14 protein-coding genes and 1 pseudogene are annotated in these 13,875 nt (G+C 68.7%); 12 read left to right on the top strand and 3 right to left on the bottom strand.

The features are described from left to right. Window positions 1-126: 126 nt before the first annotated feature. From ACT3UN_RS09395 to ACT3UN_RS09365, 7 genes are all read left to right on the top strand, one after another. Entirely contained in the window at window positions 127-591 is a 465-nt protein-coding gene (locus ACT3UN_RS09395) for a hypothetical protein (RefSeq protein ID WP_301442632.1), read from the top strand. Continuing rightward, complete coding sequence (locus ACT3UN_RS09390; RefSeq protein WP_301442631.1) at window positions 588-1,220, top strand: N-acetylglucosamine-6-phosphate deacetylase; 633 nt, start codon at window positions 588-590, stop codon at window positions 1,218-1,220. Before ACT3UN_RS09395 ends, ACT3UN_RS09390 begins: the two co-directional genes overlap by 4 nt. Window positions 1,221-1,271: 51 nt before the next feature. Next, window positions 1,272-2,423, top strand: a complete 1,152-nt coding sequence (locus tag ACT3UN_RS09385) for a hypothetical protein (protein ID WP_301442630.1) — start codon at window positions 1,272-1,274, stop codon at window positions 2,421-2,423. 186 nt (window positions 2,424-2,609) lie between these two features. Next, on the top strand, window positions 2,610-3,182 hold the full coding sequence (locus ACT3UN_RS09380; protein ID WP_301442638.1) for a GtrA family protein: 573 nt from the start codon (window positions 2,610-2,612) through the stop codon (window positions 3,180-3,182). Continuing rightward, window positions 3,179-3,616, top strand: a complete 438-nt coding sequence (locus ACT3UN_RS09375; RefSeq protein ID WP_301442629.1) for a GtrA family protein — start codon at window positions 3,179-3,181, stop codon at window positions 3,614-3,616. Before ACT3UN_RS09380 ends, ACT3UN_RS09375 begins: the two co-directional genes overlap by 4 nt. A gap of 205 nt (window positions 3,617-3,821) precedes the next feature. After that, window positions 3,822-4,760, top strand: a complete 939-nt coding sequence (locus ACT3UN_RS09370; RefSeq protein ID WP_444656934.1) for an SMI1/KNR4 family protein — start codon at window positions 3,822-3,824, stop codon at window positions 4,758-4,760. Between the two features lie 56 nt (window positions 4,761-4,816). Then, complete coding sequence (locus tag ACT3UN_RS09365; protein ID WP_301442627.1) at window positions 4,817-5,920, top strand: hypothetical protein; 1,104 nt, start codon at window positions 4,817-4,819, stop codon at window positions 5,918-5,920. A 152-nt stretch (window positions 5,921-6,072) separates the two neighbouring features. Here ACT3UN_RS09365 and ACT3UN_RS09360 read toward each other — a convergent pair whose 3' ends face one another. Next, complete coding sequence (locus tag ACT3UN_RS09360) at window positions 6,073-6,504, bottom strand: hypothetical protein (RefSeq protein WP_301442626.1); 432 nt, start codon at window positions 6,502-6,504, stop codon at window positions 6,073-6,075. A 178-nt stretch (window positions 6,505-6,682) separates the two neighbouring features. Continuing rightward, a complete protein-coding gene (glfT1, locus tag ACT3UN_RS09355; RefSeq protein ID WP_441578794.1) occupies window positions 6,683-7,606 on the bottom strand; it encodes a galactofuranosyltransferase GlfT1 in 924 nt (307 codons plus the stop codon). 153 nt (window positions 7,607-7,759) lie between these two features. On the opposite strand from glfT1, the pseudogene ACT3UN_RS09350 reads away from it, so the two are divergent. From ACT3UN_RS09350 to ACT3UN_RS09330, 5 genes and pseudogenes are all read left to right on the top strand, one after another. Next, window positions 7,760-9,073, top strand: a pseudogene (locus ACT3UN_RS09350) (NAD(P)/FAD-dependent oxidoreductase); the annotation flags it as partial. A gap of 39 nt (window positions 9,074-9,112) precedes the next feature. Continuing rightward, a complete protein-coding gene (locus tag ACT3UN_RS09345) occupies window positions 9,113-9,886 on the top strand; it encodes a DUF1365 domain-containing protein (protein WP_444656962.1) in 774 nt (257 codons plus the stop codon). A gap of 3 nt (window positions 9,887-9,889) precedes the next feature. After that, entirely contained in the window at window positions 9,890-11,185 is a 1,296-nt protein-coding gene (locus ACT3UN_RS09340; protein ID WP_441578793.1) for a class I SAM-dependent methyltransferase, read from the top strand. Next, the gene (locus ACT3UN_RS09335) at window positions 11,182-12,555 is read left to right on the top strand and encodes an SAM-dependent methyltransferase (RefSeq protein ID WP_301443489.1); all 1,374 of its coding nucleotides are present in this window, start codon (window positions 11,182-11,184) and stop codon (window positions 12,553-12,555) included. The genes ACT3UN_RS09340 and ACT3UN_RS09335 overlap by 4 nt, the downstream gene beginning before the upstream one ends. Then, window positions 12,545-13,387 carry a DUF1295 domain-containing protein gene (locus ACT3UN_RS09330; RefSeq protein ID WP_301443488.1) on the top strand — a complete coding sequence of 281 codons (843 nt, stop codon included), beginning with the start codon at window positions 12,545-12,547 and terminating at the stop codon, window positions 13,385-13,387. Before ACT3UN_RS09335 ends, ACT3UN_RS09330 begins: the two co-directional genes overlap by 11 nt. On the opposite strand, the gene ACT3UN_RS09325 is transcribed toward ACT3UN_RS09330, so the two are convergent. Beyond that, window positions 13,332-13,826 (bottom strand): MarR family winged helix-turn-helix transcriptional regulator, encoded by a 495-nt coding sequence (locus tag ACT3UN_RS09325; protein WP_301443487.1) that lies wholly within the window; start codon window positions 13,824-13,826, stop codon window positions 13,332-13,334. The genes ACT3UN_RS09330 and ACT3UN_RS09325 overlap by 56 nt on opposite strands. Window positions 13,827-13,875: the final 49 nt, after the last annotated feature.

The following is a 13,875-nucleotide window of genomic DNA, read 5'->3' as shown; positions in this document are numbered from 1 at the left end:
CCAGTGTGTGGCGAGTGTGTGGCCGGAGTGTGGCTGGAGCGTGCCGTTCATGTCCGGGTGCTGTTCTACACTAGGTGCCAGGAACGTACCCGCGAAAAGTAGAGCGCGTAAGAGCGAAGGAGCACCATGGGCAGGTCAGCACGGCCACTGTCGTCGAGGGAATTCCGGATCGTCGCCGCCACCACACTGGGCTACTACCTGGTGCGCGACGTGGTGAAGCGCACCTGGCCCCGCCGGATCGGGCAGGCGGCGGTCGTGGCCACCGGCGCCGGTCTGATTCTGGCCGAGGAATGGGAGGCCCTGTCGGACGCCGAGCGCGAGCAGCTCGCCACCGGTGTTGCTGACCTGCGCGGGTCGTTGGACGCCGGCCCGGTGCCCGGCACCGTCACGTTGGTGGCGGGCAGCACCGTGGCCGTCGGCGTTGGCGCCTGGGTGAACGGCAAACTGGACGCCGCGGGCGCGGCGGTGGTCACCGCCGTGGGCGGACGGATCCCGCTGGTGGGCGGACTGTTCCGTGCCCTGCCGTCGACGACCTACGGTGCCGCGCAGCTCGGCGTCCTGTACGTCCTGAACGAGCGGGCGCGCGGATGACGGCCGCGACGGGGACGTCACAGTCGGGGCAGGCCGGCGGCACGCGTGCGCAGGATCCGCCGGTGATGGTCGCCGCGACGGTCGGCGAGGTCACCGCGGTGTGGCAGGTGGAGGTCGACGCCCGGGTGCTGCTCGGCGACTTCAGCGGCGCGTGGCTGGTGGACTCCGACGGGGTGCAGGGTTTCGCCGCGGACGCCGACTGGATCGAGGGCCGCGACGACCGGGACACGGTGCTCTCCCTGTTGCTGCGCCACCCGGTGTTCCTGGCCGAGGGGACAGCGCTGGACGGTGCTGACGGTGTGCGCACCGTGGACGTCGAGGCGACCGTGCAGGCGGTGCGCGCCGGGGTGGAGCGCAACCGTGCGGACTTCGCCGAGGCGAACCCGGGGAAGCGTCAGCCGTCCTGGGGCGACGCCGACGACATCGTCTTCGAGGTCACCGAGTCGCACGCAGTCCCCGGGGCGGCCCTGCCGCAGGGCCTCGAGGGCGACGCAGCCACGGCGGTCGTGCGCTGCATGGCCACCGCCCGGGCGGTGCGCGGGCTCGTCCGCAGCTGGAACAGTGTGGAGAAGCTGCGCGTGCAGCGTCTCGGCGGGGAGTTGCGGGCCCTGCCGCTCGTGCTGAACTGACCCCATTACTCCGGCGGCAGAGCGTCGGCAACGTCGCTACCCTTGGGTGGCATGAACGCACGGCATGCTCCCCGGACGGACCGCACACGCGGCCCGGCGGCCGGTGACGGCCTTGCCGCGGTCCTGCGTCTGCCCACCCTCCCGCTGCTGGACGATGAGCCCGCCGAACCGACCACCCTGCTCATCCTGGCGGAGTACCACCGCCCGTCGGCGGGTTTCCACACCCGGGCGTTGGGGCTGAACGACCGGCTGTCCGTCGCTGAGACGGTGCGCGCCGTCCTCGTCGCCTTCGACTGGCCGGGTGCCACCGGGATGCTCGACGACCCGGACGCCGGACCGGCATGGTCGCTGCAGGCGCGCCGCAGTGACCGGCTGCGTGTCTACAGCCGGACCGCCGGGCCGATCGGCACGCCGCTGGGTGAGGCGCTGGGGCGTGACGGCACCGCGACCCTGCTCGCCGACGACGTGGTGCTCACCCTCACCACCGCCGGGGCGATGACCCGCGACGAGCACACGCCCGACGCGGTCTGCCTCGCCGGCGACTTCGTGCCCGAGTCGCGCGGTGACCCGGGCGGGGTGGGGCGCACGGTCGCCGCGGACGCACTGGTCTTCGACACCACCTCCGAGTCGACGGAGGGCCCGGGTTTCCCACGCGACGTGGACCTCGCCGCGGTCAACGTCGCGCTGACCGGGGAGGAGACCGTTGAGGAGATCCTCGACGGGCTGGCCCCGGAGCTCCGTGAGCTGCTGCTGGCGGGGGACCTCTACGAGTTCACGCCCCTGCTGCAGGCCCTGGACCTGGGGCGTCCGGCGCAGGTGCCGGAGTTCGCCAGGGCCGCGTTGGACGGGGTGCCCGCCGAGTCGACGCCCGTGGGACGGGCCGCGGCGTGGGCCAGGATCGTGGCGCTGTCGACGTTGTCCGACCGGGCGACCGCCGGGGAGATCTCCGAGATGCTCATGGCGGCCCTGGGGTTCACCCGCGCCGACGCCGACATCGCGCCGGGCGGTGGCCGGCTGTCCACCGACCCGCTGAATGCGGCGGAGATCAGGACGCTGTCCGCGGCGACGGGATGGACGTTGGCGTCCTGTGGTGCCGGGGCCGGGGAGGACTCCCGTGCGGTGGTGACACCGCTGGTGCCACGCCGCAGCCTGCTGGAACGTCTCGAGATGTACCGCTACCTCCTGCAGCGTCACGAGGGTTGAGCCGACACGGCGGGGGTGTCGGTGAGGTTTCGCAAATCACCGCTGTGCCAGTAGCGTATGTCCGATAAGTCTCCGAACACATGAACAGAGAGGACGCCCGTCGTGACCGACGCCATCGCCGAACAGCCGGGCTCCGCCGCGGACGAGCCGGGTGAGCCGGGAGGGTCGGGCAACGGCACTGGCCGGCTGTCCACCGCCGACCGCTACCGGCGCCTCCTCCGGCAGTTCCTGAAGTTCGGCATCGTCGGGGCGTCCGGCGTGGTGGTGAACTCGGCGGTGGTCGTGGTGCTGAACAAGACCACCCAGTGGCTGTGGGACTTCGACGGCCACCACGCCTTCGCCAACCTCTTCGGCACCCAGTTCCACATCCGCTGGTACCACGTGTTCTCGGTCCTGGCGTTCATCGTCGCCAACCTGTGGAACTTCAACCTGAACCGCCGGTGGACGTTCCGCACGTCCGGCAAGTCGAACTGGTTCCGCGAACTGGTGCCGTTCATGCTCGTCGGAGTGGGTGGACTGCTGGTCTCCCTGCTGGTGCAGACGGCGCTGATCAACCCGGAGTCGCCGGTGGCGTTGTCCCGGGAGATCTGGGACGGTTCCACGGGACTGCGTGACCCGATCTACTGGGGCAACCTGCTGGGTGTGTGCTTCGCCATCCCGGTGAACTTCCTGGTCAACAAGCTGTGGACTTTCCGGGCCGCGCGTGAGCACTACATACCGACGCAGGTGACGCCGCTGCCGGGAAAGGACGAGAAGTGACGGAGAAGCAGGAAGTCCCGGTGCCCGGGGAGGTCGAGCGTCTGACGTTGAAGACCCAGCTGTTCCGGTTCATCATGACCGGTGTGGTCGGCGCGGTCGTCGACTTCGGCAGCACCTACCTGCTCTACCTGCTGGGCCTGGGGGACGGTACGTCGAAGACCGTCGGTTTCGTGCTGGGCACGCTCACCGCGTACCTGATCAACCGCCGGTGGACCTTCCAGGCGGAGCCGTCGGTGAAGCGGTTCGTGGTCACGATGATCGCCTACCTGGCGACCTATGCGGTGCAGGTCAGCCTGTACACGCTGAGCATCCCGTGGCTGGAGGACATGGACCTGGACCGGTTCTGGGTGCGTGCGATCAGCTTCGTGATCGCGCAGGGCACCGCCACGGTGCTGAACTTCATCATCCAGCGTTGGGTGATCTTTCGTAGCTGAGCGGACGGTCGGCTTCGCCACTGGGGGGGGCACTGCGAAGAGGAGGTCGTGGCGATTTCCGTGCCGAAGGATGCTCATAGTGAAGTAAAGAATGCTGTTGGCTATGCTATCTGGGGAGTAGTTGTGGTCCGAGACGTGAAACTATTCTCGGCCGGCCAAATAGAAATGGAGTCACTAAATAATGGGTAAAGTAACTTATTCCGACATGTTCGATGTCCCCGCTTCTCCTTGTGGTGACTCTCGTATTGATGAGATTGAAAAGAATATCGGGAGACGACTACCGAAATCGTACCGGGAGCTGATCAAATCGACCGGTGGGGGCATCGTCAGCAGCGAAGCGGCAAAGTTGCCGATGAGGAGCGTCAGGGATCCTGACGAGGACGCCTGGTTTCTTGACCGGATCTACGGGAATGGCTCCCTCCGGGACGGAGACGGTGAGGACATCGCACTGGATTCACCGTACCTGCGTGGCCTTATCCATGAGTACGGAATTAGTGACAAGCTTCTTGTGTTCTGTGAGCTGGAAGGCGGTCTCGACGAGTGCTTGGCCATCAACTACGGCATGCTGCGATATCCACCGCATTCCATTATCCTCGTCGATTCGGAGGTAGGTAAGACCAAGCTTGTGGCACGGTCTTTCTCCTCATTTCTCAACCGACTCCGCGAAGAGGAGGAACCAGAATGGCTAATACGAAGTAAACTGAGGGCTAAGTCCGGCGAGTTCTCTGAAGAGTTGCGTCAGGTTATGGACGCATCATGCCTTACGAGCGAGGTTCTCCGTGAGCAAGCGCGACGCGTTGTTAAGGAGCAAGATAACTTCGTCCTTCGAGGGGAGGATGAAGGTTATGTCATGCGGGATATTCTCTTTCTTGGCATGTCACAGTTTCGGCAGATATGCGATAAAAAAGACTACGTCGAAGATCCCGTGGAGGGCCCGAGCTACATCAGTATGTTCGGCCTGGTCGACGAGGAGGACGACGACGAACGTTTTGGGCCCGGAATCTGTAGCCCGCTTTTCGAGTACAAGTGGTGGGATAAGAGGGCTGAGGAGGGAAAGATCGTCTCCACGGAGCACGGATACAAGTTCGCTGACTGGTACGAGGCCGAGGTAGTGATGAAGGTAGATGAGTTGTCAGGAAAGTAGTTCCACCGTCAACTACCCCTGAACGAAGCGCACGGTAATTACTCGGAAGGTCATTGATGTTCGGATTCGGTAAGAAGAAGTCACAGTCAAGCACAAGCCAGGAACCGGCCCCGCGCCCGGCACAGTCAACCGCGGAGCCGGTCGGTGATGTCACCCCGGGTGCTGTTGATGCTGCTGCTGCAACGAAGGCTGTTCAGCTCGTCGCTTCTGGTGCGGGCCTGACCGCCGTGAGTGACGGAACCACCAGACTGTGGTTGCAGTCAGCGGCTCTCGGGCTGGATGAGCTGGACCTGGGTGGCATCGACCTGCGCATCGATGTCTCTGGTTCGTCAGAGTCTCCGCTGGCCCATGATGCGGTGATGGATTGGCACGGCACCCTCGATGATCTGGATCCGATTGATATCCAGCGGGTGGTCAACACGTGGAATGACAGTTTCGTGGCCCCGCGGGTGTTCTCCTACGAGGACAGCCAGGGCCACACTCGGGTGCGCGGTGAGATGATCACGAACTGGTGGGAGGGGCACACCGTCGCCCAGCTCGACGAGTACCTGCGTGCCGTCGTTTTCGGTGCGATGAACCTGAACCAGTGGCTCGACGAGCAGTGGCCTGACGCTGTCCGGCAGCTACCCGACACCGAAGCTAGCCCCGGAGGGGTAGCACTGACTGGGCAACCCCAGGATATCGCTGCCACAGAGAAGATGGCCGCCCAGTTCATCATTCCTGGCAACGCCTTCGGGTTCGTCTTTGGTGACACTGCACCGGTGACGCCGCAGCGTATCACCGAAGACTTCGCGTCGCGGTCCGGGCAGCTTTCACGGGTCGATGAGGACGGGGTGCTGCGGATCCGCTGGGGTCAGCCGGCGGTGGATATTGCCGTCAACGGTGACGTGCTCAGTGTGTCGTCCAGTGCTGAGGTGATGCTCGCCGACCCGGAGAACGCGGATCCGCTGTTACCGGTGGCGTGGAGGTGGTCGACGAACCGGGCGGGTGCGGTGGTCGTCGTGCATCGCAATGCGGATGGGTCGACCTCGGTGATTTACGCGCTGCATCAGTTTGTTGGTGCGGGGATGACCGACCGGCAGTTGTCGGCGACGATGTCTCAGACCTGCGAGTTGGTTGCGGACTGCATGATGGGGCTGGCCGACGAGATCACTGGCTGATTTCATTCCTGCATTCACAGGAGAGGGTCCCATGCCTCCGGAGCTGAACCCCGGGTACGGCAGTTTGTAGAGGGGAATGCAGCGTGGCGGATGGGCTACGGCCGGCGTGGTGGACCGCGACCGGCGGACGGCGTCGCGGACGCCGTGCTCGGTCAGGAAGGGGGTGCTGACGAGGACGGAGGTTCTGTCGTACGGCAGATCTCTTCCCAGTCCTGGGGATAGGCGAGCGTCTGGTCGCCGCTCTTATGGGGTTTGCCGACCACAATTTGGCCGGCGGAGTCACTGATCCTGGAACGAGTGGACTCGGCATTCCGGAATTGAGTGTTGGAGTCTGCATCGCTGAGTTCTGGTGTGACCGTGATCTTTGAGTCCGGGTCTGTGGTCGTGGTGCCGACCTCTGAAACATCCCAGGAAACAGGCTCGGACGGTGCCGGGTCCCCGAGTACGAAAGTGAATGCGCCGGAGGCCGGTTCCGCAGGCGTGTACTCGGCGATGGTGGTGCCGTCCGAGGCTACGGTGACCCCCTCGATCTCCTCGCCGCAGGTATTGACGAAGACGGTCAGCCGCCCTGATTCGTCCTCCATCGTCCCGGAATCCCCAACGAAGGTCGATTGGCCGCATGCTGCCAGCGGGAGAAGCGCAAGCGTGGGAACGAGGAGTTTCCTGCGGTACACGGGTGATCATCCTTGATTCGGGTTGACACTGTTTCTGTCCACCGTACGGTGTCGAACGCCGCGTGGCGGCGAGACTGTGGCGGGCAGCCTACGGCCGGAAGAACTTCTCCCCGCGACCCTTCGCCTGCAGTGCCAGCCAGTCGCGGAAGCCCTTCACGTCGCGTCGCTGCACCAGGAAGAACCAGCCGAAGCGTGCGTATTCCTGCGGCAGCAGCCGGCGCATGCCGGGCTGGTTCATCAGGAAACCGCGGTTGCGGTAGGTGAAGTAGCGCTTCGTGTCGTTGTCCGGGTACTGGGTGTGCATCCGTCCGCCGAGGATCGGCTTGAACTCGTCGGCGCCGTCGGGGTGCAGGTAGGACGTCGTCAGGCAGGTGCCGAACGGCAGGCCCGAGCGCACCAGCCGACGGTGGTACTCGACCTCGTCGCCGCGGATGAACAGGCGGTAGTCGGGCACACCGATGACCTTCATCGTCTCGGCGCTCACCAGTGCACCGTTGAAGAGGCTCGCGATGCCGGGCAGGAAGTCGCCCTGCAGTTCGTGCAGGTAGCGTCGCCACACCACGCCCTGGCGCAGGGGGAAGGCCAGTCGTTCCGGCTCGTCGATGTTGCACACGGCGGGGGAGACCTCGGCCAGCCCGTGGGACTCGGCGACGTCGTAGAGGTTCTCCAGGACGTGGTCGTCGGCGGGACGCCCGTCGTCGTCGGCGCACCACACGGCGTCCACGCCGAGGGAGAGGGCGGTGAGGAAGCCCAGGGCGAAGCCGCCGGCGCCGCCGAGGTTCGTCTTCGAGGGGACGTACACGGCGCGGTCGCCGGCGAGCTCCTCGAGCAGGACGCGCACCTCGTCCTGGTCGCCGTTGTCGACGACGATGACCTTGTCGACCGGGTGCGTCTGCCCGCAGACGATGGCGAGGGAGTTGCGCAGGAGCGCGACGCGTCGGTGGGTGACGATGACTGCTGCGGTGGTCCCGTCGCGGTGGAGCTGAGCTGCTGACGGCATGGGGGTCTGCATGGATGTCATTGTGCCACGCGGTCGCCGTCGAACCGGGGTCGGCGCGGTCGGAAGAAAATAGCTAACCTGGTTGAACTAACCACGACCGGCAGATCCACCGCACCACTGACCCGGTGCAGGACAGGAAGTGACCCCATGGACCCCACGGAACCTATGGACACGTTGGACCCCGCCGCGACGCGACCACGCATCGCCGTGGTCGGCGCGGGCGTCAGCGGACTGACCGCCGCCCACGAACTGTCCACCCGAGCGCAGGTCACCCTGTACGACGCCGACGACCGGGCCGGCGGCCACGCCGACACGACCACGGTCACCACCGCCGGTGGCGAGGTGAACGTGGACACCGGCTTCATCGTCCACAACGACCGCACCTACCCGGTGCTGACCCGGCTCTTCGACGAGCTGGGGGTGCGCACCCGGCCGGCGGAGATGTCCCTGTCGGTGCGGGCCGACGACGCGCACGGTGGCGCGGGGCTGGAGTACGCCGGCGCCCGCGGCGCCGCCGGGCTCTTCGGCGACCGGCGCAACCTGCTGCGTCCGGCGTACCTCCGGATGCTCGGGGAGGTCCTGCGTTTCCACCGCCGGGCCCGCCGGCTGCTGGCGGTGGACGCAGGGACCTCAGAGGAACAGACCCTGACCCAGTTCCTGCACGAGGGCGGTTTCTCCGACTACTTCGTGCGGCACTTCATGACGCCGCTGGTGGCCACGGTGTGGTCCTGCGACCCGGACACCGCGGGCAGCTACCCGGCGCGGTACCTGTTCACCTTCCTCGACCACCACGGCATGCTGCAGGTGTTCGGCTCGCCGCAGTGGCGCACGGTCGTCGGCGGGTCACGCGAGTACGTCCGGCGCGTCACCGCGGTGGTCGCCGGACGTGGCGGGGAGGTGCTCACGGGCACGTCCGTCACCGGCGTGCGGCAGGACGCCGGGTCGGTCGTCGTCACCGTCGCCGACGGCACGTCCCGACGTTTCGACGGGGTCGTCGTGGCCACCCACCCGCAACAGGCCCTGGACATGCTGGAGGAGCCGTCGGCGGTGCAGCGGGAGATCCTGTCGGCGATCCCGTACTCGCGCAACGAGGTGCAGCTGCACACCGACACCTCGCTGCTGCCGCGGGCGGCGGGTGCGCGGGCGTCGTGGAACCACCTGGAGCGCGACGGCGGGGGCGTGGTGGTGACCTACGACATGACCCGGCTGATGCGGCTGCCGCACGCCGACGGGACCCGCTACCTGGTCACGCTGAACGCCGCGGACCTGGTCGACCCGGCCACGGTGCTGGCCACCCGCCGCTACGGGCACCCGGTGTACACGCCGTCCTCGGTGGCGGCGTCGCGTCGGGCGGGTGAGCTCGACACCGGGCGCATCGTCTTCGCCGGAGCCTGGCAGGGCTGGGGGTTCCACGAGGACGGTGCGCGGTCGGGGCACGACGCCGCGGTGCGGCTGCTGCAGGACCCGGGTGCGACCCCGCCGGCACAGCCAGCACAGCCGGCACCGCCCCAGCGTCCGGTGAACCGCGTGCTGCGGACCCGGGTGCGCCACGCGCGCACCTCCCCGCTGGTGCACCGGTTCACCAACCGCTCGTGGATGTGGCTGGTGGACCTGGACCACCTGCCGGACCACGGGGCGGCGTCGTGGTGGCGTGGCGCGTTCGTCGCCGGCGACCACCTGGGCGACCCGGGGCGCAGCATCCGCGACAACATCGTCGACCTGTTCGTCGAGCGTGGGGTGCATGCCCCGGTGGGGCGGGTGGCCATGGCGGCGATGCCGCGGGCCTGGGGCAACGGCTTCAACCCGCTGTCGGTGTTCTGGTGCGACGCCGAGGACGGTTCGCCGCTGGCCATGGTCCTGGAGGTCCGCAACACCTACGGCGGACGCCACGCCTACGTGGTGCGTCCGGATGCGGCGGGCCGGGCGCGGGCGGACAAGGAGCTCTACGTCTCCCCGTTCCACGGCACCGACGGGAGTTACCGGATCCGGGCCCCGCGGCCGGTCGACGGCCGGGTGCAGGTGGGGATCACGTTGGAGACGCCGGGCTACTCCTTCACTGCCTCGGTGCACGGGCGTCCCGCCCACGACGGCGGCCCCCGCTGGTCCGACACCGTGCGCGCGGCACCGGCGGCACTGCTCACCGCGGTGCTCATCCGGGTGCACGGCGTGTGGCTGTGGGCCCGTCGCCTCCCGGTGCAGCCTCGACCAGACAGTCACCCAGAACACCACCCAGAACACCACCCAGAACACCACCCAGAAATCACCCGGTACACCACCCCGAACGGAGCCTGACCAGTGAACTCCCCCGTTGACACCACCGCAGACACCACCGCACACACACCCCTCGCCCCGCCCGTGCCCGCCCCGGCGCACCCGTCCGGTCTCGTGCCGGCCCCGCCGCAGGCGCGTACCGCCGCCCGCGTCACCCGGCGGCTGCTGGTGCGCGCGGCACGCACCGCGGGCATCACCGTCGCGCACGCCGGCGACCCCGCCCAGGCGTTGCAGGACGCCGACCTGCGTGTCCTGCGTCCCGGGGCGTTCTACGCCCGGTTGGGCGCCCGGGGGCTCACCGGGTTCGGCGAGTCCTACACCGCAGGCGACTGGGAGGCCGACGACCTCGCCGGCACACTCACCGCCCTGTGCCGCAGGTTCACCACCCTGGTACCCGGCTGGATGCAACGGTTCCGGGCGGTCTACCTGCGGCGACGACCACGTTCCCAGCGGAACACTGTGGACGGGGCGCGGGCGAACATCAGCCACCACTACGACCTGTCCAACGACTTCTTCGCCGCCTTCCTCGACCCCGGCATGAGCTACTCCTCGGCCCTGTTCGACCCGCCGGGGCTGGACCTGCGTGCGGCGCAGGACGCCAAGATGGACCGGGCCCTGGACCGTGCCGGGGTCGGCGCGGGCACCCGCCTGCTGGAGATCGGCACCGGCTGGGGTGAGCTGGCGATCCGCGCCGCCGGGCGTGGGGCGCGGGTGCACACGGTCACGCTCTCCGCCGAGCAGGCCGCCCTGGCCCGGGAGCGCGCGGCGAGCGCCGGGGTGGGCGACCTGGTGGACGTGGAGATCCGCGACTACCGGGAGGTCACCGGCACCTTCGACGCGGTCGTCTCCGTGGAGATGGTCGAGGCCGTCGGCCACGAGTACTGGGACGACTACATGGCGGGCATCCGGGACCGCCTCACACCCGGGGGCACCGCGGTCGTCCAGGCGATCACCATGGACCACGACCGTATGCTGGCCTCGCGGGACAACGCCACGTGGATCACCACCTACATCTTCCCCGGCGGGTGCATCCCGTCGGTGCCTGCGCTGGACGCCGCGGCGCGGCGGGCGGGCCTGCGTCCCGGGGCCCGTCGCTTCTTCGGCGCGGACTACGCCAGGACGCTGGCCCTGTGGGACGAGGCGTGCGAGCGGCAGGCCGGACGCATCGGAGAGCTCGGGTTCGACGCGCCGTTCCGTCGGCTGTGGCACTTCTACCTGGCGTACTGCCGGGCGGGGTTCGCCGCCGGCTACATCGACGTCGGCCAACTGGAGTTCCACCGGCCGGTGGACTCCACCACGGGACGGGAGGATCGGTCATGACCGGGGTGCGGAACGAGGATGAGGGCGTCGCGGGACGTCTGGTGTCGGTGGTCACGCAGCTCACCGGGGTGGCCCCGGAGGAACTGCCGGTGCGGTTGCGCGCCTGGGACGGCAGCGTGGCCGGGCCGGACGCCGCGGCGGGTGTGCCGACGCTGGTGGTCAACGACCCGCAGGCGCTGACCCGGCTGCTGTGGTCGCCGGGTGAGCTGGGCCTGGCGCAGGCCTACGTCACCGGTGAGATCGACGCTGAAGCCGCCGGGACAGGGGCCGGCGACCCGCTGGCCGAGGGGTTCGCCCGCCTCGCCGCGCTGGCCCGGCGTCCGGACGTCCGCCTGCGGATGCCGGCGTCCTCCCCGGGTTCTGCCGGGCTCGCAGGTCTTGCCGGGGTCGCTGACGTGCTGCGCACGGTGCGCGAACTGGGTGTGGTGCGGCGACGTCCGGCACCGCCGGCGTCCCAGGCACACCTGCGGGGCCGGGTGCACACCCGTGCACGGGACCGTTCGGTCATCGCCCACCACTACGACCTGTCCAATGAGTTCTACGCGCAGATCCTCGACGAGACGATGTCGTACTCCTGCGCCTACTTCGGTGCAGACGCCGGTGCGGTACCGGCACGCACACTGGCGGACGCCCAGCGCGCGAAGCTGGACCTGCTGTGCACCGCCCTGCAGCTCAGCGAGGGCCAGCACCTGCTGGACGTGGGCTGCGGTTGGGGGTCGACCGCGGTGCACGCCGCGGAGAACTACCGCGTGCGCGTCACCGCGGTGACGATCTCGTCCGAGCAGCGCGACTGGGTCGAGCGGCTCGTGCGTGAGCGCGGGCTGGACGACCGGGTCACCGTGATGCTGCAGGACTACCGGGACGTGCGTGGTGTCTACGACGCGGTCTCGTCGGTGGAGATGGGGGAGCACGTGGGCCAGCGCAACTACCCGACGTTCATCCGCACGCTGCGCGACCGGGTGCGTCCCGGCGGGCGGGTGCTGCTCCAGCAAATGTCGCGCCGGGGCCGTCACCCCGGCGGCGGGCCGTTCATCGAGGCGTTCATCGCCCCGGACATGCACATGCGCCCCCTGGGGGAGACCGTGGCGATGTTGGAGGACGGTGGTCTGGAGGTGCGCGCCGTGCGGGGGATGCGCGAGGACTACGCCCGGACCGTGGACCACTGGATCGACCGTTTCCTCGGCAACCGGGACCGCATCGTGGATCTCGTCGGCGAGGAGGTCTTCCGCGTCTGGCACCTCTACCTCGTCGGCGGGGGCATGGCGTTCCGGCAGGGGCGCATGGGAGTCGACCAGATCCTGGCCACCCGTCCCGGGGCGGACGCGGCCGACGGCACGACCGAGGGCACAGGGGGCGGCGATGTTCGCTGACTGGTTGGGCGTCGCGCTGGCCTGCGCCGCGACGACCGTGGTGGTGATGGCGGTCGTGGCGGTGGTGGTGCGCCGCAGCGGCCGGGTCGCGGTGATGGACGTGCTGTGGGGTCCGCTGATCCTGCTGAACTCGGTGACGGCGGTGCTCGTCGGGCCGTCCGGCGCGCCGGCGTGGCTGATGCTCGCGGTGGTGGCGGTCTGGGCCGCGCGGCTCTCCCGTCACCTGCTCACCCGCGTCGGTCACGACGTCGAGGACCCCCGGTACGAGGAGCTGATGGAGAAACCGGCGTCCTCCCTGCTGACCTCGGTGCTGCTGCCGCAGGGTGCGGTGGCGTGGCTGGTGTCCGTGCCGCTGCAGGTTGCGGCGGCGGCAGGAGCCACAGGTGATTCAGGTGCGCGGTGGGCGTTGGTCGTCGTCGGCGTGGCGGTGGCGCTGGCGGGGCTGGTGGTGGAGACCGTCGCCGACCGGCAGCTCGACGCCTTCCGGGCACAGGGGGTGTCCGGACGGGTGATGGACCGTGGTCTGTGGTCGTGGAGCCGCCACCCGAACTACTTCGGGGAGGCGGTGGTGTGGTGGGGGATCTGGATCGCCGCCGCCGGGGCCGTGCCGTCGGCCCCGGCAGCGCTCCTGGCGCTGGTCTCGCCGGTGGCGATGACCGTGACGCTGGTGTGGGGTACCGGCGCCCGCCTGCTGGAGAAGCGGATGCAGGGTCGCGCCGGGTGGGAGGACTACCGGCGACGGACCTCGGCGTTCATCCCGCTGCCCCCGCGGCGTTCTACGCCCCCGGAGACCCGGAATCCCCAGGGGCCTCAGGACCGACGGAGTCGGTGAGCGCGTCGAGGAACCTGATGATGGCCTGCCGGTCGCCGGACGGTACCGCGTGGGCTGCCTGCATCATCTTCTCGTGCATCGGGGAGAGCCAGTCGTCCACCTCCTCGTGGGCGTGGTCGGTGGCGACGATCACGACGGAGCGCCGGTCGTGGGGGTGTGGGGCGCGGCGCACGTGACCGGACTCGGTGAGCCGGTTGAGCAGCTTCGCCGTGGCGGCGGTGGAGATGTGCAGCGCGTCGGCCAGGCCGCGGGCCGTCACGGGCGTGCCGGCACGTTCGCAGGCGATGACGTGCCGGACGGCCTCGGTGTCGGTGGCGTTGATGCCCATGTCCACCCCGAGATGACGCCGCATCTCCTGGTCGGCGCGGCGGAAGCGGCGGACGGCGTGCAGCAGAGCCACTGCGGGGTCCGTCGCGTCGTACCAGTAGTCCGTTGACATGTACTCAGCATAACCGGTCGGCACAACTAACTCATATAGCTAGAGCGGC

It is taken from the genome of Corynebacterium sp. AOP12-C2-36 (genome assembly GCF_052379185.1).
Classification (GTDB): Bacteria; Actinomycetota; Actinomycetes; order Mycobacteriales; family Mycobacteriaceae; genus Corynebacterium.
This window is presented reverse-complemented; position numbering and strand designations above follow the sequence as displayed.

Coding starts and splice junctions, on each gene's coding strand:
- ACT3UN_RS09390 (WP_301442631.1), top strand. CDS start 588: ATGACGGCCGCGACGGGGACGTCACAGTCGGGGCAGGCCGGCGGCACG.
- ACT3UN_RS09385 (WP_301442630.1), top strand. CDS start 1,272: ATGAACGCACGGCATGCTCCCCGGACGGACCGCACACGCGGCCCGGCG.
- ACT3UN_RS09325 (WP_301443487.1), bottom strand. CDS start 13,826: ATGTCAACGGACTACTGGTACGACGCGACGGACCCCGCAGTGGCTCTG.
- glfT1 (WP_441578794.1), bottom strand. CDS start 7,606: ATGCAGACCCCCATGCCGTCAGCAGCTCAGCTCCACCGCGACGGGACC.
- ACT3UN_RS09370 (WP_444656934.1), top strand. CDS start 3,822: ATGTTCGATGTCCCCGCTTCTCCTTGTGGTGACTCTCGTATTGATGAG.
- ACT3UN_RS09395 (WP_301442632.1), top strand. CDS start 127: ATGGGCAGGTCAGCACGGCCACTGTCGTCGAGGGAATTCCGGATCGTC.
- ACT3UN_RS09335 (WP_301443489.1), top strand. CDS start 11,182: ATGACCGGGGTGCGGAACGAGGATGAGGGCGTCGCGGGACGTCTGGTG.
- ACT3UN_RS09360 (WP_301442626.1), bottom strand. CDS start 6,504: ATGGAGGACGAATCAGGGCGGCTGACCGTCTTCGTCAATACCTGCGGC.
- ACT3UN_RS09365 (WP_301442627.1), top strand. CDS start 4,817: ATGTTCGGATTCGGTAAGAAGAAGTCACAGTCAAGCACAAGCCAGGAA.
- ACT3UN_RS09330 (WP_301443488.1), top strand. CDS start 12,545: ATGTTCGCTGACTGGTTGGGCGTCGCGCTGGCCTGCGCCGCGACGACC.